The organism is Micromonospora sp. LHW51205 (assembly GCF_003315815.1).
GTDB classification, from domain to species: domain Bacteria; phylum Actinomycetota; class Actinomycetes; order Mycobacteriales; family Micromonosporaceae; genus Micromonospora; species Micromonospora chalcea.
The window spans coordinates 597,086-615,175 of the sequence record NZ_QMEZ01000001.1; the positions used below are offsets into that span (position 1 = coordinate 597,086).

The 18,090-nt window shown below is 74.4% G+C and carries 19 protein-coding genes; 8 read left to right on the top strand and 11 right to left on the bottom strand.

What is annotated here, in order from left to right; translation table 11 throughout:
* Positions 1-68: 68 nt before the first annotated feature.
* Positions 69-950: a serine hydrolase gene (locus tag DQE82_RS02740; protein WP_113971915.1), complete on the bottom strand. Its 882-nt coding sequence runs from the start codon at positions 948-950 to the stop codon at positions 69-71.
* Positions 951-988: 38 nt separating this feature from the next.
* On the opposite strand from DQE82_RS02740, the gene DQE82_RS30975 reads away from it, so the two are divergent.
* The 5 genes from DQE82_RS30975 to DQE82_RS02760 all read left to right on the top strand — a co-directional run bounded on the left by DQE82_RS30975 (position 989) and on the right by DQE82_RS02760 (position 5,245).
* A complete protein-coding gene (locus DQE82_RS30975) occupies positions 989-1,216 on the top strand; it encodes a LysR family transcriptional regulator (protein ID WP_233514573.1) in 228 nt (75 codons plus the stop codon).
* A 49-nt stretch (positions 1,217-1,265) separates the two neighbouring features.
* Complete coding sequence (locus tag DQE82_RS02745) at positions 1,266-1,967, top strand: LysR family substrate-binding domain-containing protein (protein WP_233514574.1); 702 nt, start codon at positions 1,266-1,268, stop codon at positions 1,965-1,967.
* Positions 1,968-2,007: 40 nt separating this feature from the next.
* The gene (locus DQE82_RS02750; RefSeq protein WP_113971916.1) at positions 2,008-3,183 is read left to right on the top strand and encodes an endonuclease; all 1,176 of its coding nucleotides are present in this window, start codon (positions 2,008-2,010) and stop codon (positions 3,181-3,183) included.
* A gap of 115 nt (positions 3,184-3,298) precedes the next feature.
* A complete protein-coding gene (locus DQE82_RS02755) occupies positions 3,299-4,153 on the top strand; it encodes an aldo/keto reductase (protein ID WP_043330601.1) in 855 nt (284 codons plus the stop codon).
* 108 nt (positions 4,154-4,261) lie between these two features.
* Positions 4,262-5,245 carry an aldo/keto reductase gene (locus tag DQE82_RS02760; RefSeq protein WP_113971917.1) on the top strand — a complete coding sequence of 328 codons (984 nt, stop codon included), beginning with the start codon at positions 4,262-4,264 and terminating at the stop codon, positions 5,243-5,245.
* A gap of 80 nt (positions 5,246-5,325) precedes the next feature.
* Here the strand turns inward: DQE82_RS02760 and DQE82_RS02765 are convergent, their stop codons facing one another.
* Positions 5,326-6,867, bottom strand: coding sequence for a carboxypeptidase-like regulatory domain-containing protein (locus tag DQE82_RS02765; RefSeq protein WP_147265116.1), 1,542 nt, complete (start codon positions 6,865-6,867; stop codon positions 5,326-5,328).
* A 353-nt stretch (positions 6,868-7,220) separates the two neighbouring features.
* On the opposite strand from DQE82_RS02765, the gene DQE82_RS02770 reads away from it, so the two are divergent.
* A complete protein-coding gene (locus DQE82_RS02770) occupies positions 7,221-8,234 on the top strand; it encodes an ATP-binding cassette domain-containing protein (RefSeq protein ID WP_113971919.1) in 1,014 nt (337 codons plus the stop codon).
* Complete coding sequence (locus tag DQE82_RS02775) at positions 8,231-9,085, top strand: ABC transporter permease (RefSeq protein WP_064446899.1); 855 nt, start codon at positions 8,231-8,233, stop codon at positions 9,083-9,085. Before DQE82_RS02770 ends, DQE82_RS02775 begins: the two co-directional genes overlap by 4 nt.
* Before the next feature lie 51 nt (positions 9,086-9,136).
* On the opposite strand, the gene DQE82_RS02780 is transcribed toward DQE82_RS02775, so the two are convergent.
* The 5 genes from DQE82_RS02780 to DQE82_RS02800 form a co-directional block, all read right to left on the bottom strand.
* The gene (locus tag DQE82_RS02780; RefSeq protein WP_113971920.1) at positions 9,137-12,346 is read right to left on the bottom strand and encodes an AAA family ATPase; all 3,210 of its coding nucleotides are present in this window, start codon (positions 12,344-12,346) and stop codon (positions 9,137-9,139) included.
* Between the two features lie 43 nt (positions 12,347-12,389).
* Positions 12,390-12,797: a hypothetical protein gene (locus tag DQE82_RS02785; RefSeq protein ID WP_030501892.1), complete on the bottom strand. Its 408-nt coding sequence runs from the start codon at positions 12,795-12,797 to the stop codon at positions 12,390-12,392.
* Positions 12,794-13,054, bottom strand: coding sequence for a hypothetical protein (locus DQE82_RS02790; RefSeq protein ID WP_030501893.1), 261 nt, complete (start codon positions 13,052-13,054; stop codon positions 12,794-12,796). The genes DQE82_RS02785 and DQE82_RS02790 overlap by 4 nt, the downstream gene beginning before the upstream one ends.
* A gap of 13 nt (positions 13,055-13,067) precedes the next feature.
* The gene (locus DQE82_RS02795) at positions 13,068-13,781 is read right to left on the bottom strand and encodes a hypothetical protein (protein WP_113971921.1); all 714 of its coding nucleotides are present in this window, start codon (positions 13,779-13,781) and stop codon (positions 13,068-13,070) included.
* Between the two features lie 138 nt (positions 13,782-13,919).
* Entirely contained in the window at positions 13,920-14,306 is a 387-nt protein-coding gene (locus tag DQE82_RS02800; protein ID WP_233514575.1) for a globin, read from the bottom strand.
* A 116-nt stretch (positions 14,307-14,422) separates the two neighbouring features.
* On the opposite strand from DQE82_RS02800, the gene DQE82_RS02805 reads away from it, so the two are divergent.
* A complete protein-coding gene (locus tag DQE82_RS02805) occupies positions 14,423-14,989 on the top strand; it encodes a snapalysin family zinc-dependent metalloprotease (protein WP_113971922.1) in 567 nt (188 codons plus the stop codon).
* Positions 14,990-15,016: 27 nt separating this feature from the next.
* Here DQE82_RS02805 and DQE82_RS02810 read toward each other — a convergent pair whose 3' ends face one another.
* From DQE82_RS02810 to DQE82_RS02825, 4 genes are read right to left on the bottom strand one after another with little or no spacing between them, the layout of a single operon-like run.
* On the bottom strand, positions 15,017-16,105 hold the full coding sequence (locus DQE82_RS02810) for a hypothetical protein (RefSeq protein ID WP_113971923.1): 1,089 nt from the start codon (positions 16,103-16,105) through the stop codon (positions 15,017-15,019).
* The gene (locus tag DQE82_RS02815; protein ID WP_233514576.1) at positions 16,102-17,466 is read right to left on the bottom strand and encodes a hypothetical protein; all 1,365 of its coding nucleotides are present in this window, start codon (positions 17,464-17,466) and stop codon (positions 16,102-16,104) included. The genes DQE82_RS02810 and DQE82_RS02815 overlap by 4 nt, the downstream gene beginning before the upstream one ends.
* Entirely contained in the window at positions 17,463-17,768 is a 306-nt protein-coding gene (locus DQE82_RS02820; protein ID WP_043326275.1) for a DUF6403 family protein, read from the bottom strand. Before DQE82_RS02820 ends, DQE82_RS02815 begins: the two co-directional genes overlap by 4 nt.
* A gap of 47 nt (positions 17,769-17,815) precedes the next feature.
* Positions 17,816-18,058, bottom strand: coding sequence for a hypothetical protein (locus DQE82_RS02825; protein WP_043326278.1), 243 nt, complete (start codon positions 18,056-18,058; stop codon positions 17,816-17,818).
* Between the last annotated feature and the right edge of the window lie 32 nt (positions 18,059-18,090).

Genomic DNA, 18,090 nt, shown 5'->3' on the forward strand with positions numbered 1-18,090 from the left:
ATCGACGAGCGCAACAGCCGATATCCGGACCGATATCACCGCAGGTCAGGCCGAGGGCTCGGCCTGCATCAACGCAAGGATTCGACAGCGGTCCGGGCCGCCTCCCCCATCGCCAGGTCCACATCGATCCGGCGGGCGGCAAGCCGTTCAGCGCGTACCGCCACCGCTATCGCGTACCTGCGACCGTCGGGATACTCCGCGACGCCCGCTTCGAGGTGCAGTCCCGGCAGGGTGCCGGTCTTCCCGGCGACCCGGACCCCGGGCGGGAAACCGGCGGCCAGCCGGGTCCAGAAGAGCTGCCGTGCCATCAACTCCCGGACCATGGCGCACGCGGGTGCCGGGCCGGCCTCGTCCCGCCACACCAGACGGAGCAGCCGGGTCAGCTCCCGGGCGGTGCTGGAGCTGGTGTGCTCGGGGTCGAAGACCCGCATCGCGCGGACCCGTTCGGGCGACAGGGTGGGGAAGATCCGCGCGAAGTCCGCCTCGGTGCGTGCGCCCACGTCGGAGAGCATCGTCTCGACGAGTTGCCGGGGGCCGCCGACGATCCGGGTGCGCGGCAGGTCCAGCTCCGCGGCCAGCATCGGCAGCACGTCCGCCCCGACCCGGCGCAGCAGAAGGTCGGCCGCCGTGTTGTCACTCACCGACATGGCCAGGTACGCGAGGTCGCGCAGGGAGACCTCCACGTCGTCGGCGCAGCCGGCCACACCCCAGCCGCCGAGCCGGTCGGCGGCACCGGCAAGCACCCGTTCGGTCGGGTCGAGCTGGCCGGCGGCTGCCTGCCGGGCGAACTCCAGCACCACCATGATCTTGAAGATGGAGGCGATGACTATCTGCTCGTCGGCGCGCAGCGCCACCTCACCGCCGGTCGGGTCGTCCACGTCCACGACGTGCAGGCAACCCCGCACCCCGGCCCGCCCGAAGATCTCCCCGACCCGTTCCGCCACATCCACGCCGACACGGTAACCAGCGGCGACGCTAGGGTGCCCGGATGGACCTGCTGCGGCACCTGCGGCATTTCGTGGTGGTCGCCCGGGAACTGCACTTCGGCCGGGCCGCCGAGACGCTCGGCATGGCACAGCCGCCGCTGAGCCAGTCGATCCAGCGTTTGGAGCGGGAGCTGGGCGTCACCCTGTTCGACAGGTCACAGCGCCAGGTCGGCCTCACCACCGCCGGCCAGTTGCTGCTCGGCGAGGCCGACGAAACTGCTGGCCGGTGAACGCCGGCTGCGTCACCTCGCCGAGCGGGTCCGCCGGGGCGCGCTCGGGGTGCTGCGCGCCGGCGTACCCCCGGAGACCCCGGCCGTGACGTTGCGCGCGCTGCTCGACGCGCTCGCGGCCCGCGCGCCCGGGCTCGCCCTCGACCTGCACGAACTGACGAGCGCCGAGCAGCACCGGATGCTCACGGACGGGCGGCTGGACGTCGGCCTGCTGCACCATCCGGTCGACGGGGCCGGGCTGCGCTTCGGTGAGCCGGTGGACGTACCTGTGGGTGTGCTGCTGCCCCGGGCCTCGCCGCTGGCCCGGCCGCGGGAGATCGCGCTCGCCGATCTGGCCGGCATGGACCTGGTCACCGCGCCACCGGCCACCGCGCCCGGCTGGCACGAGCATCTGCTGACCGTGTGCCGGCAGCACGGTTTCGCCCCGGCCCGGGTCCGCCCCGCGCGCAACCCGGAGTTCCTGTTCGGTCTGCTGCTCACCGGCGGCGCGGTCGCCGTTGAGCCCGCCGCGCTGGCCCGCCGGGAACCGCGTATCGCCTGGCGACCGATCACCGGCACGCCGCTGGTCCGGCGGATCTCCGCGGCCTGGCCGATCCGGGCGGCGCACCCGGCCGCGCCGATGTTCGGCCACCTCGCCACCGAGACGCTGACCGCGCCAGACGAACCGGGCGGGCCGGCGCTCCTCGCCCCGGCGGCCCGGCCGTGGCCGGTGCTGTTCGAGGCCGGCCGGGACGAAAAGTTGGCCCGCTGACCTCCCGCAGTTCACCCCGATCCGACTAACATCGCTGATCATGAATATAAAGCGCGTCACCCGCTCGCGATCCGGGCGGCTGATCGCGGCGGTCGTGCTGGCCGTCGCGGTCGCGATCCCGCTCGGCGTGACCGGCGCCGCCTCGGCCGCGACCACACTGACCGTGGCGCAGGCCCTCGCCGCGCAGGACGGCCGGACCGCCACCGTGACCGGCTACGTAATCGGCCAGCCCACCGCCACCAACACGGTGCTCACCTCCGGCTTCACCGCGGACACCGCGATCGCCATCGCCGACCAGGCCGCCGAGACCGGCACCTCCCGGATGCTGTACGTGCAGGTCACGGCCGCCTGGCGGAGCACCTTCGGGCTGCTCGGCAACCCGTCACTGCGCGGGCGGCAGGTGACCGCGACCGGCACGCTGACCGCGTACTTCAGTCACGGCGGGCTGAAGAACCCGAGCGCGATGAGCCTCGGCGGCGGGGCCACGCCGAGCCCTTCCCCGACCCCGACCCCGGCGCCGACCGGCACGCCCGACGCCTACTACGCGGCCGCGGCCGGCAAGACCGGGCCGGCGCTGCGTACCGCGCTGCACGGCATCATCCGGGTGCAGACGAAGCTCAGCTACGACCAGGTGTGGGACGCGCTCAAGGACACCGACCAGGACCCGGCCAACCCGGCGAACGTGATCCTGCTCTACAGCGGACGCTCGCAGAGCAAGACCAGCAACGGCGGCGGTGCGAACGACTGGAACCGGGAGCACGTCTGGGCCAAGTCGCACGGCGACTTCGGCACCGCCACCGGCCCCGGCACCGACGTGCACCACCTGCGGCCGGAGGACGTGTCGGTCAACTCGCTGCGCGGCAACAAGGACTTCGACGCCGGCGGCGGCGCGGTCGCCGAGGCGCCCGGCTGCTACACAGACGCCGACTCGTTCGAGCCGCGCGACGCGGTGAAGGGCGACGTGGCCCGGATGATCCTGTACATGGCGATCCGGTACGAGGGCGGCGACGGCTGGCCGGACCTGGAACCGAACGACTCGGTGTCGAACGGCTCCGCGCCCCGGCTCGGGCGGCTGTCGAAGCTGCTGGCCTGGAACGACCAGGACCCGCCGGACGCCTTCGAGCAGCGACGCAACCAGCGGATCTACGAACGCTGGCAGGGCAACCGCAACCCGTTCGTCGACCACCCGGAGTGGGCCCGGTCGATCTGGGGTTGACGCTCGTCCCCGATGTGAGGAAGCGTGGCGAGCGGGTAGAGACATCCGGTTGGCACGGCCGGGGCGGGCGGCACGGACGCGCCCCGGCACCGCACGATCGGAGATGAGACTCTTCATGGCCCCCAACAGCGTTCCGGACATCGCGCTCAACGACGGAAACTCCATCCCACAGCTCGGTTTCGGCGTGTTCCAGATCGAACCGAAGGACACCGCCCGGGCGGTCGGCACCGCGCTGGAGATCGGCTACCGGCACATCGACACCGCCCAGATGTACGGCAACGAGGCCGAGGTGGGTCAGGCGCTGCGCGCCTCCGGGCTGGACCGCGGCGAGGTCTTCGTGACCAGCAAGCTGAACAACGGCTTCCACCGCCCGGACGACGCCCGCAAGGCGTTCGAGCAGACGCTGCGGGAACTCAAGTTCGACTACCTCGACCTGTTCCTGATCCACTGGCCGCTGCCCACCCGCTACGACGGCGACTTCGTCTCCACCTGGAAGGTGCTGGAGGAGCTGCGTGACGCGGGCACGGTCCGGTCGATCGGCGTGTCCAACTTCCAGGTCGCGCACCTGGAGCGGCTGGCCGCCGAGGCGGACGTGGTGCCGGCGGTCAACCAGATCGAGGCGCACCCCTACCTCGGCAACGAGGAGGTGCGGGCGTACGACAAGGCGCACGGCATCCTCACCGAGGCGTGGTCGCCGATCGCGCAGGGCGCGGTGCTCGACGACCCGACGGTCGTCGACGTGGCCGAGCAGGTCGGCCGGACCCCGGCCCAGGTGGTGCTGCGCTGGCACGTGCAGCGCGGCGACATCGTCTTCCCGAAGTCGACCACCCCGAAGCGGATCGAGGAGAACTTCGCGATCTTCGACTTCACGCTCGACGACACCGCGATGGAGCGGCTCACCTCGCTGGACCGGGGCGAGGACGGCCGGACGGGCCCGAACCCGGACGAGTTCGACTACATCCCGAGCTGAACCGCCGCACACCGAAGGGCCCCGGGGAACCGGGGCCCTTCGACGTTTGACTTCGCGCGCACTCGAAGGGGCAGGGTGACCGGCAAAGCTCCGACGGGGAGGAAATCCATGCGCTACCGCACCATCGGCACCGACCCTGCGACGCGCCGCAAGGTCAGCGTGCTCAGCCTCGGCGCGATGCTCTTCGGCACCGCCACCGACGAGGCCACCTCGTTCGCCATCCTCGACCGCTACGTGGAGACCGGCGGCACGTTCATCGACACCTCGGACAACTATGCCTTCTGGCAGAACGGGGGCCAGGGTGGCGAGAGCGAGGAACTGCTCGGCCGCTGGCGGCGCAGCCGCGGGGTCGGCGACGAGGTGGTCATCGCCACGAAGCTCGGTGCCCGGCCACTCGCCCCGGGCACCAGCTACGTGGACAACCCCGAAGGGCTGTCGGCGAAGGTGATCCGCGAGTCCGCCGAACGCAGCCGGGAGCGGCTCGGGCTCGACCGCATCGACCTGCTCTACGCCCACATCGAGGACCACACGGTTGCGCTGCGGGAGACCGTGGAGGGCTTCGCCGAGCTGGTCGCGGAGGGCACCGTCGGGCTGCTGGGCGCCAGCAACCACCGCGCCTGGCGGGTGGAGCGGGCGCGGGCGCTCGCCGCCGCGGCCGGGTTGCCCGGGTACGAGGTGCTGCAGTACCACCGCAGCTACCTGCCCCGGCGTCTCGACGTGCCGAGCGAGCTGGACCGGGACGGCGACGTCGGCTGGGTCGGCCCGGACCTGCTCAGCTATCTGCGGGCCGAGCCGCAGCTCACGCTGGTCGCGTACTCACCGCTGCTCAAGGGCGCGTACGTCCGGCCGGAACGGCTCGGCGAGGAGTACGCGGTGCCCGCCACCCCGGCCCGGCTGGAGGCGTTGCGGGCGGTGGCCGCCGAGACCGGGGCCACCGTCAACCAGGTGGTGCTGGCCTGGCTGATGGGCGGCGACATCCCGTCGATCCCGCTCGTCGGCTTCTCCTCGGTGGCGCAGCTGGAGGAGAGCCTGGGCGCTGTCGACCTGGAGCTGACCGCCGAGCAGCGGACCCGGCTGGACTCGGCGCGCTGACCGGCGCCGGGCCGGGTGGCTCACACGCCACCCGGCCCGTGCCGATCGACCGCTCGTGCCGTTCGACCGGATCGTGTCGCTCAGCCGGCCGGGTACCGGTCGACAGCGACGTCGAGCCGCAGGGTGCCGGTGCCCGGCAGGGTCACCTCGGTGGCGTCGGCCGGGCGGGCCGCGCCGTCGAACCAGCCGGCGTAGCTGACGAACGGCGGCGTCCACAGCCACGCCACGGTGACCGGCTGGGGGCCGAGCACACGCAGCGCGTACTCGCCGTCGCGGTCGGCCGTCCGGCCGATGACCTCACGGGTACGCGCGTTGCGCACCGTCAGCTCGGCGACCACCGGGCGGCCCTCCGGATCGACGAGCCGGCCGGTGACCAGGACGCCTCGCCGTACGGCAAGGTCGTAGACGGTGGTGGCGCCGGCCCGGACCGTGACCGGCACGGCCTTGCCCCGCAGGGCGAACCCACCGGACCACTGGGTGGCGTTGTCGGCGGTGGTGAACAGCAGCGGCCACCCGTACGGGCCGAGCCAGTCGATCCGGTAGCGGCCCTGCGCGTCCAGTTCCACTCCCCAATCCGGGAAGTCGCCCATCTCGGGCGCGAGCGTCACGGCGCCGGAGGTCGCCGGCCTGCCGGTGGCCGCGCTGGTCACGGTGCCGGTGACGACACCGGCGCGGTCGAGCCGGATCGGCGGCACGGTGACCGTCTGCCCGGCGCGGAGCGTGACCACCCGGGCCTGCTTCGCGTCACCGGTGCCGCCGGTCGCGCCGACCCACTGCGCGCCGTACGCCGATCCGCCGGCGGGGCGGGCGAACAGGTTCCAGGAGCCGGCCGCGACCAGGCCGACGCGGACGTTCCCGGAGGCGTCGGAGCAGTACCGTCCCGGGTTGGCGGGCAGCTCGCCGGTACCGGCGGGCGCCGGCGTCACACAGGCCCCGGCGACTGGTGCGCCGGTCGCCGCGTCGACCACCCGGGAGACCACGTTCGCGGCCGGGGTCAGGACGACCACGGCGGTGCCGCTGCCGTCGGGCAGGACGTTCACCGTGGCGTAGCGGGGCAGGTGGGTGTCGTCCCGGGTGTAGACCCACACCTCCTGCGGGCCGGGGATCAGCGGCGGGACGGTCACCTGGGTGTCGCCGCACGGATTGCGCCGGGGGTCGAGGAACACGCACACCCCGTCGACCGCGGCGCCGGTGACCGCGTCGCGCGCCCGCAGGGTCGACCCGCTGGGCGTGACCAGGCGCTCGGAGACCTCCGTCGTGTCCCCCGCGGACACCCGGACCGTTCCGGCCTGCGCCCAGCTGGTCCGGCCCGGCACCCACTGCCGGAGCACCTCGTCGTCCTGGCCGTCGCTGTACACCGGGGTGATGGCGATCTTGTAGTCGCCGGCCGGCACCTCCACGCTGAGCTGCCCGGACTCATCCAGTGGCAGCAGGTCCTTGTCGTAGCTGCTGTCGGCTGCGGTCACGGCGACGTTGCCGCCGGCCGGGCTGCCGTCGGTCCCGGTGACGGTCAGGTGGAGCACGCCTGCCGGATCCGCCGCCGCACCGGCGGCGGTGGGTGCGGCGGTGACGGCCAGGGCCGCCACGGCGAGTGCGCCGAGCACTCTTCGGACGATGGACACGGTGGACCCCTCTCGGTTTCAATGCGCTCAAGAGGCGTCCGCGTCACCACAACCAGGACACGCCCCCCGTGCGTCGGATGCCGGCGCAGCATATGGCAGAAGATCGATCGCGCACTGTCCGCGACCGGTCATCCGGCGGACTGCTGCGGGAACGGTCATAACCCCGCCTTTCTCCCGTACCGGGCCGCCGTCGGCCGGGAATCGCCACCGCCAGATCGGATCTGGCGGACCGTCTGGCGCCGAAGGGGTGAGGCCGGCACAACACCACAGCTCCCCGGCCTCGTTGAAACAGGCGATCGGTCCGGCGGCACGCCGTACGCCTGTCGAGACACCGACGAGAGAGGTAGCAATCCATGAGTAACCGGAACACCGGCCTGGCCGTCGAGGCCGAGGGCCTGGTCCGGTCCTTCGGTACGACGCGGGCGCTCGACGGGCTGGACCTGCGGGTCCCCGCCGGCACCGTGTACGGGGTGCTGGGCCCCAACGGCGCCGGCAAGACCACAGCCGTACGGGTGCTGGCGACGCTGCTGCGCCCCGACGGCGGCACCGCGCGGGTCTTCGGCCACGACGTCGTGCGCGAAGCGGACGCGGTCCGCTCCCGGGTAAGCCTGACCGGCCAGTACGCCTCGCTGGACGAGGACCTGACCGGTGCGGAGAACCTGATTCTGCTGGCGCGGCTGCTCGGGCTGAGCCGGGCCGGCGCCCGGGACCGCGCCGACCAGCTGCTCGCCGCCTTCGGGCTGACCGAGGCCGCCGGGCGGCAGGTGAAGAAGTACTCCGGCGGGATGCGGCGGCGCATCGACATCGCCGCGAGCATCCTCAACACCCCGGATCTGCTGTTCCTGGACGAGCCGACCACCGGGCTGGACCCGCGCAGCCGCAACCAGGTGTGGGCGATCGTGCGGGCGGTGGTGGCGTACGGCACCACTGTGCTGCTGACCACGCAGTACCTGGACGAGGCGGACCAGCTCGCCGGGCGGATCGCGGTGGTCGACCACGGCCGGGTGATCGCGGAGGGCACCCCGGGCGAGTTGAAGTCGTCGGTCGGATCCGGCAGCGTCCACATCCGGCTGCGCGATCCGGGGCAGCGGCCCCAGGCCGAGGAGGTGCTGCGGGCGGCGCTGGGCGTACCGGTGCAGCTCGACACGGACCCGGTGGCGCTGACCGCCCGGGTCGGCGAGGACGGCACCGACCTGGAGGCGAGCGCGCAGGCCGCCCGCGCGCTCGGTGAGCTGGCCGGCGCCGGCATCGTGGTGGACGACTTCTCCCTCGGCCAGCCCAGCCTGGACGAGGTCTTCCTGGCCCTGACCGATCACCCGGCCGTCCCGGCGGACGAGCGGGACGACGAGCTGGAGGCGGCGCGATGAGCGACACCGCTATCACCACCGGGCGCGCGCCGTCCGTCTACGTACCGTCCGCCGAGGCGCTCGCCACGGTGCTCGCCCCGGCGGAACGGCCGGCCCGGCCGAGTCCGCTCGCCGCGTCGCTGACGTTCGGCTGGCGGGCCCTGCTGAAGATCAAGCACGTGCCGGAGCAGCTGTTCGACGTGACCGCGTTCCCGATCATCATGGTGCTGATGTTCACGTACCTGTTCGGTGGCGCGCTCGCCGACAGCCCGCGTGCGTACCTGCAGTTCTTCCTGCCCGGCATCATGGTCACGAGCGTCGTGATGATCACCATGTACACCGGGGTCGGGCTGAACAACGACATCGAGAAGGGTGTCTTCGACCGGATCCGTACGCTGCCGGTCTGGCGGCCGGCCGCGCTGGTCGGGATGATCTTCGGGGACGTGCTGCGCTACGTGCTCGCCGCGGTGGTCATCCTCTCGGTCGGGCTGGTGCTCGGCTTCCGTCCCGACGGCGGGCTGCTCGGGGTGCTGGCCGGGATCGGGCTGCTCGTGGTCTTCTCGTTCGCGTTCTCCTGGGTGTGGACGTTCTTCGGCCTGGTGCTGCGCAGCGAGAAGTCGGTGATGGGGGTCAGCATGATGGCGCTGTTCCCGCTGACGTTCCTCAGCAACGTGTTCGTGGAACCGTCCACCATGCCCGGTTGGCTGCAGGCGTTCGTCAAGGTCAACCCGATCACCCACCTGGTCGGCGCGGTCCGCGCGGCGATGGCCGGCTCGATGGACGGCCCGAACACGATGTGGTTGCTGCTCTGGAGCGCCGGTTTCGTGGCCGTCTTCGGCACGCTGACCATGTACCGCTACAACCGCCACTGACCGCCCGCCGGGGTGGCGGGACCCGAACCCGCCACCCCGGCGTACGGCAGGTCAGAGCCGCCAGGACACCGGTTCGGGCGGCAGGTAGCGGCAGGCGCCGCCGGTGGTGACGGACTCACGCAGATGGGCGGCGAGCGCCGGATGCCGCTGGTCGATGCGGCGCAGCGTGTCCCGGATCCGCCCGGTCACCGCCTTGCGTGCCCGTTCGGCCTGGTCACCGAGGCGGCGGCTGCGCCCGGCCAGCCCGGCGGCGGTCCGCAGCTGGTCGAGCAGCGCGGCGCGCTCGGCGTCCAGCGCGGACAGCCGCCGCTCGTCGTGGCGTACGGCGGCCCGGTCGATCTCGTCGTCGAGCCGCCGCAGATGCCGGCGGTAGCGGGCCTTCGCCTCGTCGTCCAGCACCGGGTCGGCGCCGAGGCGGCGGGCCGCGACAAGTTCCGGGCCGGCGGCCGGGTCGAGCAGCTCGACGGCGGGCACGTCGGTGCCGGGCCGGCTCAACAGCAGCCGCAGGTCGTGCAGCCCTTTGGCGTCGGGTAGGTGCACCACCACACCGCCGTACCCGAGGCGCCACACCGGCCCGTCCGGGCGGAACTCCGGCGGAGCGGACACCGCCGGGCGAACAGCGGTCAGCGGAGAGACCGCCACCGCCGGAGGGTCCGCCCGGGCGGCGGCCAGCCGGCCGGGCACCTGTCTCATGCCCAGCGCCCGCGCCTCGGCCGCCGTCGCGGCGCGCAGCCGCCGCGCCTCGGCCGCGTCGCCCGGCCCGTCGCGGCCGGTCAGCGCGGCCACCAGCCCGGCCCGGGCCAGCACGGACCACGGGCGGGCGCCCAGCCGGTCGGCGGCGTCCCGGGCCGCCGTGTAACCGGCGACCGCGTCGTCCCACCGGCCGTCGGCCGCGTCCACCGCGGCCAGCCACAGGTCGACCGGGCCGGCGATGTCGCAGCCGAACAGCGCGGCCATCCACCGTCCCCGGTGCGGGGTCAGCGCCGCCCGCGTCTCGGCGCACCGGCCCGGGTCGCCGTCCACTGCCGCCGCCTGGGCCCGCAGCCGCAGCCACAGCGGCGACACCGACCGGGGGTACGTGGCGCCGGCGGCCTCGATCCCGGCGGTGAGCCCGCGTACGGCGGCCGGGTCGCCGCGTTCGGCGGCGGTGATCGCCCGGAGCAGCTCGGCCTGCGGGTGGCCGGCGCCCACCTTGTCGAGCAGGGCCTCGGCCTCGGCGACGCGGCCGTAGAGAAGCAGCACCGACCAGCGGATGTGGTGCGTCATGAAGGCGTGGTCGGAGTGTTCCGGCTCGGGGTGCCTCTCCACCTCGGCGAAGCACTCCTCGGCGGTGGCGAGGTCGCCCCGGAACGCGGCGATGATGCCGCTGTCCATGGTGGCCGCCATCCGCTGCCGGGGCACCTCGCCCTGCCGGGCGCCGGCCACGAACGAGGCCAGCTCCCGGCGGTATCCCGGGTCGCCCAGTTCCAGCAGCGCGACCCAGCGCAGCGCGGTGGCCCACAGCTCGGTCTCCCGGTCGCCGCCGCGGCGGGCCACCTCCCGGATCTCGGCGGTCACCTGGGCTCGCTCCTCGGCGGTCCCGAGCCCCCAGGTGGTGTCGTGGCGGGCCCACAGGCTGAACGTGAGCGCCTCGTCGTCGCTGCCGTGCCTCGCGAGCGTCTCGGTGGCGGTGATCAGGTCGGTGACCAGGCTGCGCACGGACCGCTGCGGATCCGGCTCGCCGATCAACCGCCGGTACGCCTCGCGGACCAGGTCGTCGGCGTCGAGCCGGCGGCGGGTGGCCGAGTGCCGCCGGTGCGCGGTGAGCGCCACCCGGGTCAGCACGCCGGGGTCGTCGGCCTGCCGGGCCAGCGCGGCGGCCTCGGTCAGCAGCCGCTCGACCTCCTCGGCCGGGCCGATGTGGTGCAGCAGCCCGGCCAGTTCCAGCAGCAGCCGGACCCGCGGAACGGGCTCACCGGGAAGATCGAGCGCCCGCCGGTAGTGCCGGACCGACTCGTCCACGGCGAGCCGGCCGGCCGCGTCCCGCGCGGCTGTGACCAGCAGCTCACCGGCGCGTACCGGGTCCAGCTCGGCGCCGGCCAGCCACGCGTGCCGGGCCAGGTGGGCGGGGCTGAGCGCGCCGGCGAGCGCGCCAGACCTGTCCACGGCGCGGACGACGCCCGCGTGCCGGGCCCGCCGCGCGTCCGCGGCGAGCCCGTCGTAGAGCGTCTCGCGGACCAGGTCGTGCACGAAGACGAACCGCCCGCCGCCCCGGGGCAGCACCAGCCGGGCCGCGGCGGCGCGGCCGAGCATGCGGTCGACCTGGGCGACCGGAGCGGGTACGCAGGCCGCCACCGTCCCCCTGTCGAACTCGTGGCCGAGCACCGCGGCGACGGTGAGCGCCTCGACGACCGGGGCGGTCAACTGGGCGAGCCGGCGGCGCACCACCTCCCGGACGCCGGGCGCGATGGTGTCGGTCAGGCCGTCGGTGTGCCAGAGCCGGGCGGTCTGCTCGACGAAGAACGGGTTCCCGCCGGTGCGCCGGTGCACCTCGGCGACCAGGTCGGCGCCCGGCTCGCGGCCGGCGGTGCGGGTCATCAGGGCGGCCACGTCGTCCCGGCCGAGGCCGGTGAGCGTGACCGTGGTGGCCTTCGCGCTCAGCGGCACCAGCAACGGGCGCAGCGGATGCTCGCCGGACTCGACCTCGGCGTCCCGGTAGGTGCCGACGAACAGCAGCCGCTCGAACCAGGTGTGCCGGGTGACGAACTGGAGCAGCCGGACCGACGCCGGGTCGGCCCAGTGCAGGTCGTCGAGGACCACCACGACCGGCCGGTGCTGCGCGACGGCGACGAGCGCCGCGGTCACCGCGTCGTGCCTGTCGAACTCGGCCCGGCCGCCGTCCCCCGCCTCGTCGCCGTCGTCCCCCGCTTCGTCGCCCTCTCCGGCGGGGCGCTCGCCGAGCAGCGCGGCCAGCCCGGCGTCGACCGCTTCGCGGGCGCCGGACGGGTCGTCGGCGAAGCGGGCCAGCCGGCGCAGCACCTGGACCCAGGGCCAGTAGTCGGGGGCGGTGTCGGAGTCCCAGCACGCGGCGCCGAGCACGAGCGCGCCGCTTCGGCGGGCCTCGTCGGCGGCGGCCGAGACCAGTGTGGTCTTGCCGATGCCCGGCTCGCCGGTGACCAGGGCGAGGCCGCCGTGGCCCGCGGTCAGCCGGGCCACCTCGGCGCGCAACAGCGCCGCGGGGTGTTCCCGCCCGATGATCTGCTCGCCGAACCGCGGCTCCATGACCTCCCGACGCTAGTCGAGGGGTCCGACAAGACGACAGCGATCAGGTCCGCGCGTCGGTCACCACGTGCGCGCACGCCGGGCACGCCGACGGCCCCTGCTCGGCGAACCACCTGCAGGTACGCCGGATGGCGCACTTCGGCAGCGCCTCCTCGGCGGGCGGGGCGGTCTCGGCGTACGAGGCGGCCATCCGCGCGCCCAGCCCGCAGTGCGAGCCGGTCCAGAAGCCGCAGGACGAGGTGACACACGGACCGGCGAGCCGGACCCGTGCCTCGACCGGCTCGTCGGAGTCGCCGAGCCCGGCGAGCGCCACCTCGGCCGGTACGGCCGGGGTCACGTAGGCCACCCGGCCCGCCGGAGTGATCATGCCCAGGAACACCGTGGCGTTCGACGCCGGGGTGCTCGGGCACATCCGCTCCGGCGCGCCGGCCGGCCGGGCGGCGTCGGTCACCGCTGGATCCAGAACCCGATGTCGTTGATCTTCTGCCCGAGGTCCTGGGCGAACGGGCCGTCGATGACCCAGAGCCCGTACCACTCGGGGCGCAGCTTGATGTTGCCGTGGCCGACGGTCAGCGGGTTCGTCAGTTTCGCGTCGGCGGTACGCAGGGCGGCCAGGCCGGCCTTCTGGATCTCCGCGGCGATCAGCGTCTGCTGCTCGGCGCTCAGGTCGACACCGTCGACCACGAAGCGGAACTCGTTGCGGGCCATGTGCTTCCTCCGGTCACTCGTACGATTCGGTGCCCAGCCCGCGACGCAGGCTGGTTCGGGTGAAGGCCGCCCAGCCGGCGTGCGAGGCGGCGTCGGTGCGTTGCCCGGCGCGGGCGAGCACCCGGGCGGCGTGTTCCGCCCAGCGGCCGGTGGTGGCCGCGGCGTCGCCCCACAGTTCGCGGCAGGCCGCGACCGCGAAGGCGACCTGCTCCGGCGCGCCGGTGAACCCGGCCGGTCCGTCGGCGACCCGGATCGTGCCGTCCGGCCGGACCCGCACGTCCGGGAAGTGGTGGTGCAGGCTGGCCAGCGTGGCCAGGTGGGTGGCGTCGCGCCGGCCGGCGGCGAACCCGGCGTGCAGCTCGTCGTCGCGGCGGTGCCGGATCGCGTGCAGCACCAGCGCGTCGCCGGCCGGCTCGACCCGGGCGACCACGTGCACCGGCGTACTCCAGGCCGGCGGCGAGTTCGCCGACCAGAAGGCGAGCCAGGCGGCGAGCCGGGCGTGGAAGTCGGTCTGGACGCCGACCGCGGGCGCGGAGCCGTCGGGCGCGCGCAGCGCGGCGGTGGCGATGCGGTCCCGGGCGATCAGCGGTGTCGCGGGACGGGCGGGAGCCGCCGCGGCGGCGGCTCCGGTGGAGGCGACGGCCAGGCCGGTCACTGTGACCGCCGAGGCTGCCGCCGCGCCGGCGAGCAGTCGCCGGCGGTCGAGCGGGTGTCCGTTGTCGTTCATCGTCGGCCCTTCGTCGACGGCAGTGGCCCGACGTTATCGACCGGAAGCGATCAGAAAAACACCCCGCGTGACGGGAGGTTGACAGGAAAACCGGGGATTCCCGGCGGCGTGAACGACCATTCCTGTGCTGGTGGGCGATCAGGCGTGCAGCAGTCCGGCGACGGCCCGCTGGGCGTCCACGAGCGCGGTCGGCGGCAGGTCGAGCGTCCAGAGCGCGGCGGCCAGGTAGTCCAGGACGCGCCAGCGCTGCTCCTCGCTCAACGGCGGTCGCCGCGCGCCGCCGAGGACCGGCCCGCCGTCCGACCCGGCGCCGCCGGGGCTGCGCCACACACCGCCGAGCGCCGCGTCCAGCCGGTCGGTGAGCAGCGCCGCGAGCCGGCGGCGGTCGACCCCGATCAGGTACGGGGCCAGTTCCGCGTCCGCCGCGATCAGCCGCAGCCAGCGGTGCACCGCCTCGCGTACGGCGACCGGGCCGAGCCGGTCGCGCGGCTCGCGGGGACAGGTCACCAGCTCCGTGGTCCGCACGACAAGGGGTACGGATGATCGAGCCCGGTCAGTTCACCGCCACGCTTGATATCGATGGATACCTATCTATAGGCTGGCGGCGTTCCGCTCACCCCCCATCCCAAGGAGTGTGAACCATGCGTAAGCCCAAGCTGTCCCGGATCCTCGCCACCCTCGCGGCCGCGACGCTGGCAGCGCTCGGCGCGGTAGCCGTCAACCCGGCTCCGGCCTCCGCCGCCGTCCGCAATGTCTGCTACAACATCAGCCAGGCCGGCCCGTTCGCCAACACGGCGGTGCAGGCGGCGGCGATCTGGAACAACTACACGAACAACATCAACATGGCCCAGTGCGGGTCCAACCTGCGGATCACCTACACCTACGGCGGCGGCTCGTACGCCCAGCGCACCAGCCTCGGCAACGGCCGCGTGGTGATCGACTACAACCAGGCCCAGCAGTACTCGGCACTGCGCATCATGACGCACGAGATCGGCCACATCCTCGGCCTGCCGGACAACTACAACGGCAACTGCGCCATCCTGATGTCCGGCGGCAGCGCCGGTACGAGCTGCACCAACCCGTACCCCAGCTCCGCCGAGGCCTCCCGGGTCGACTCGCTGTTCGGCTTCGCGGCCCGCAGCGCGACGGCCGCCCAGGTCTTCACCGGCAGCTGGCCGGCCGCCGCGACGGTGGGCGCCCAGCGCTGACGACGCAGTGACGACGGGGTCGGCGGGTCACCGCCGGCCCCGTCCGCGCGTCCGGCCCTTCCCCGGCGCGCCGGCCGCCGTCCGGCCCGGACGCCCGCCCGCCGACCTGCCGGCGCTCCCGGCCGGCGGCTTGTCCTGCTTGCGGCCACCCGCGCGATCGGCGCCCCGCCCGGACGCGGCGTCGTCGGCCAGAGCCGCCGCGCGGCGGTTCAGCTCCTCGACCCGCTCCCGGAGCCGGCGCAACGCCCCGGCGTCGCCGTCCACCTCGGACACCTCGTCGAGCAGGCCGACGTAGTCGGCGGCCAGCCGCCGGTGCGCCGGCGCGGCCGGACCGGCGTACCCGTCCAGGTCGATGATCTGCTGGGCGAGCACAGCGGTGGCGGCGCCGAGCGCGGCCCGTTCGTCGGCGCGCGCGTCCCGCCCGGCCCGGCGCGCGTCGGCCAGACGACCGGCCCGGCGACCGCCGAACCAGAGCACCGCCGCGCCGGCCACCACGCCGGTCACCGCGCCACCGGCCAGCAGGTACCGGGGCAGCGACGGGCTGATGGTACGAGCGCCGTCCGGCACCAGACCGGCCCGGACCAGCCGGTCGTAGTTGAGCACGATCACCTTCAGCGCCTCGACCGGCCGGTCCACGAACGCGTCGGCGCCCCGGCCGATGGTGGTCTCGGCGACCACGGCCCGGCCGAGGTCCTTGGCCCCGTCGCCACCGAGCCGGGAGCAGCCGTAGGTGTCCCAGTCCTCGCCGTCGCGGCTCATCGCCAGCACCAGCGTGCCCTGGGCGGCGCGCTTCGTGTCGGCGCACGCCTCGCGCAGGTCGGCGCCCGGCTCCATGATCAGCACCACCAGCCGCCGGTTGCCGATGACCCGCTCGGCGGCGGCCCGGTCCAGGTCCACCCCGGGAGCGGCGTAGACCGACGAGACGCGCACCTGCCGCGCGACCGGCCCGTCCAGGATGCCGCCGGACCACAGCGCCCAGCCGGCCAGCGCCAGGCAGGCGAGCGTCGCCCGGCCGAAGGCGGTGCCGACCAGGCGGCCGAGCAGCCGGCGCGGACCGGTCGCCGCCGCGCCGCGCCGGGCGGGCACCCGCGCGGGCCGGGTCGCGACGCCGCTCACGACAGCCTCGCCCGCAGGTAGACGTCCGGCCGGTAGCCGGGCATCCGCACGTCCCGGGCCACGTCGTCCAGCTCGGCCGCCGCGTCGGCCAGCAATTCGCGTACGTGCCGGTCGGGCAACCCCTCGCCCAGCGCGTCCCGGGCCGCCCGCAACCGGCCCACGCCCCGCACCAGCGCCGGGTCGGTGCGGGCGTCGGTGAGCAGCGACAGCTCCACCGCCAGCGCGGAGAGCCCGGCCAGCCGGGCCGGCGTACCGCCCGGACCGACGTCGGCCGGACGGCGACCGCTGCCCCGCACGGTACGGATCGAGAGCGCCACGAAACCGGCCACGCAGGCGGCGAAGATCCAGGGCAACGCCGGCAGCGCCACCCGCAGCGGGTCGAACGGCCGGTACGGCAGCGGACGGTCGAACAGCCCCGCGTACCGCACGTCGGTCACCTGGCCCAGGTACGTGGCGAGCACGTTCTGCTGCGGATAGGCGTACCGGCCGAGCCGGCTGCCGAACTGGGCGTAGAAGCTCGCGCCGGCCACCTCGGCGAACTCCGCCGCACTCGGACCGTGGTACTCGATCCAGTCGCCGTACATCACCAGGAGCGGCTGATCCGGGGCGAGCCGGTGCAGCGCCGGCCCGTACGCGGGCAGCGGCTCCCCGTACGGCTGCGCGGGCAGCACCACGAACCAGGCCCCGTCCGGGAACGCGCTGCTCGCCGCCTTCTCCGGCAGCTTGGTCAGCGTGGCGCCGGGGCCCACGTACCGGCCGGTGGCGCGCAACGCGGCCACCATCGGGGCCAGCTCCGGACCGGTCGGTTCCCGCCAGCGCAGGTCGTCGCGGTCCGGCGGCGTCGGCTGGTCGTGCAGCGTCGCCAGCAGCGTGAGCAGCGGGCCGGTCACGTCACGGGTGGCGAACCGGGCCCGCCAGCCCGGCAGGTCGTCCGGCGAAGCCACGTAGAGCCCGCCGCTGACCTCGGTGCCGACGATCCGGATCTCGGCGTTCTCCACGTCCTTGACCCGGCGGCGTTCCGCCTCGTCCAGACCGGGCGGGGCGACCAGGATCCGGGTGCCCCGGTCACCGATGGCCGCCCGTACCCGCTGCTCGTCCCAGCGCGCGACCGCCCCGGGCAGCCGCACCACGGGTTCGGCCGCGACCAGCGCCGTCATCTCCTCGACCGACGGCACGCTCGCGTCGCTCAGCTCCCCGGCCGACCCCTCCTGCGGCAGCGCGCCCGCCGACGGGGACCGCCCGTAGCTGACCTCCACGCTCTGCCGCTGCGCCCCCAGGAACACCACGAGCACTGCCGCCGCGGCGGCCAGCAGCGACCAGCGCACCAGATCCCGGCGTACCGGCAACCTCGGCGCGGTCACCGGCCGGCCCGCCACAGCTCGTCGGCCCGGCGGGCGTGCTCGGCCGCGGCCCGGGCCGCGTCGGCGCCGCCCCGGGCGGCGGCGAGCATCTCGGCCCGGGCCAGCAGCCGCTCCGCCTCCGGCACCGCCGTCGGGGACGCGTCCCGGCTCACGGTGGCGTCGTGGATCGCCGCCCGCGCCGAGGACCAGGCGACGCGCCGGCCCTGCGCGCGGGCGCGGCGCCGGGGCAGCAACGCGGCGAGGAACCCGGCCGCCAGGGCCACCACGCCCCCACCCAGCCAGGGCAGCACACTCGCGGTCATGATCCCTTCCTAACGCACCGCCGCCAGCGGCGCGCGGCGAGGTACGCCTACGACGACGAATAGCCCTCGTTGAACCCCTCGATGAACCCGCCCGCGAACCCGGACGCGACACAGCCGGCACAGCAGAGGATCACCAGCAGCGCCGGCAACGCCACCCACAGGACGATCGCCCACCTGTTCGTCGGCTGCTCCGGCTGCGGCGCGTACGCCTGCGGCGGGTACTGCGGGTACTGCGGCGGCGGATACTGCTGCTGGTACGGATCCTGCTGATACGGGTCGTGAGGGTACATCCGGCCATCGTGCCCACCGCCCTCCACCGCCC

Bases quoted from the DNA above. Each gene is read 5' to 3' on its own strand.
- DQE82_RS30975 (WP_233514573.1), top strand. From the start codon at position 989: ATGGACCTGCTGCGGCACCTGCGGCATTTCGTGGTGGTCGCCCGGGAA.
- DQE82_RS02750 (WP_113971916.1), top strand. From the start codon at position 2,008: ATGAATATAAAGCGCGTCACCCGCTCGCGATCCGGGCGGCTGATCGCG.
- DQE82_RS02755 (WP_043330601.1), top strand. From the start codon at position 3,299: ATGGCCCCCAACAGCGTTCCGGACATCGCGCTCAACGACGGAAACTCC.
- DQE82_RS02760 (WP_113971917.1), top strand. From the start codon at position 4,262: ATGCGCTACCGCACCATCGGCACCGACCCTGCGACGCGCCGCAAGGTC.
- DQE82_RS02770 (WP_113971919.1), top strand. From the start codon at position 7,221: ATGAGTAACCGGAACACCGGCCTGGCCGTCGAGGCCGAGGGCCTGGTC.
- DQE82_RS02775 (WP_064446899.1), top strand. From the start codon at position 8,231: ATGAGCGACACCGCTATCACCACCGGGCGCGCGCCGTCCGTCTACGTA.
- DQE82_RS02780 (WP_113971920.1), bottom strand. From the start codon at position 12,346: ATGGAGCCGCGGTTCGGCGAGCAGATCATCGGGCGGGAACACCCCGCG.
- DQE82_RS02790 (WP_030501893.1), bottom strand. From the start codon at position 13,054: ATGGCCCGCAACGAGTTCCGCTTCGTGGTCGACGGTGTCGACCTGAGC.
- DQE82_RS02795 (WP_113971921.1), bottom strand. From the start codon at position 13,781: ATGAACGACAACGGACACCCGCTCGACCGCCGGCGACTGCTCGCCGGC.
- DQE82_RS02805 (WP_113971922.1), top strand. From the start codon at position 14,423: ATGCGTAAGCCCAAGCTGTCCCGGATCCTCGCCACCCTCGCGGCCGCG.
- DQE82_RS02820 (WP_043326275.1), bottom strand. From the start codon at position 17,768: ATGACCGCGAGTGTGCTGCCCTGGCTGGGTGGGGGCGTGGTGGCCCTG.
- DQE82_RS02825 (WP_043326278.1), bottom strand. From the start codon at position 18,058: ATGTACCCTCACGACCCGTATCAGCAGGATCCGTACCAGCAGCAGTAT.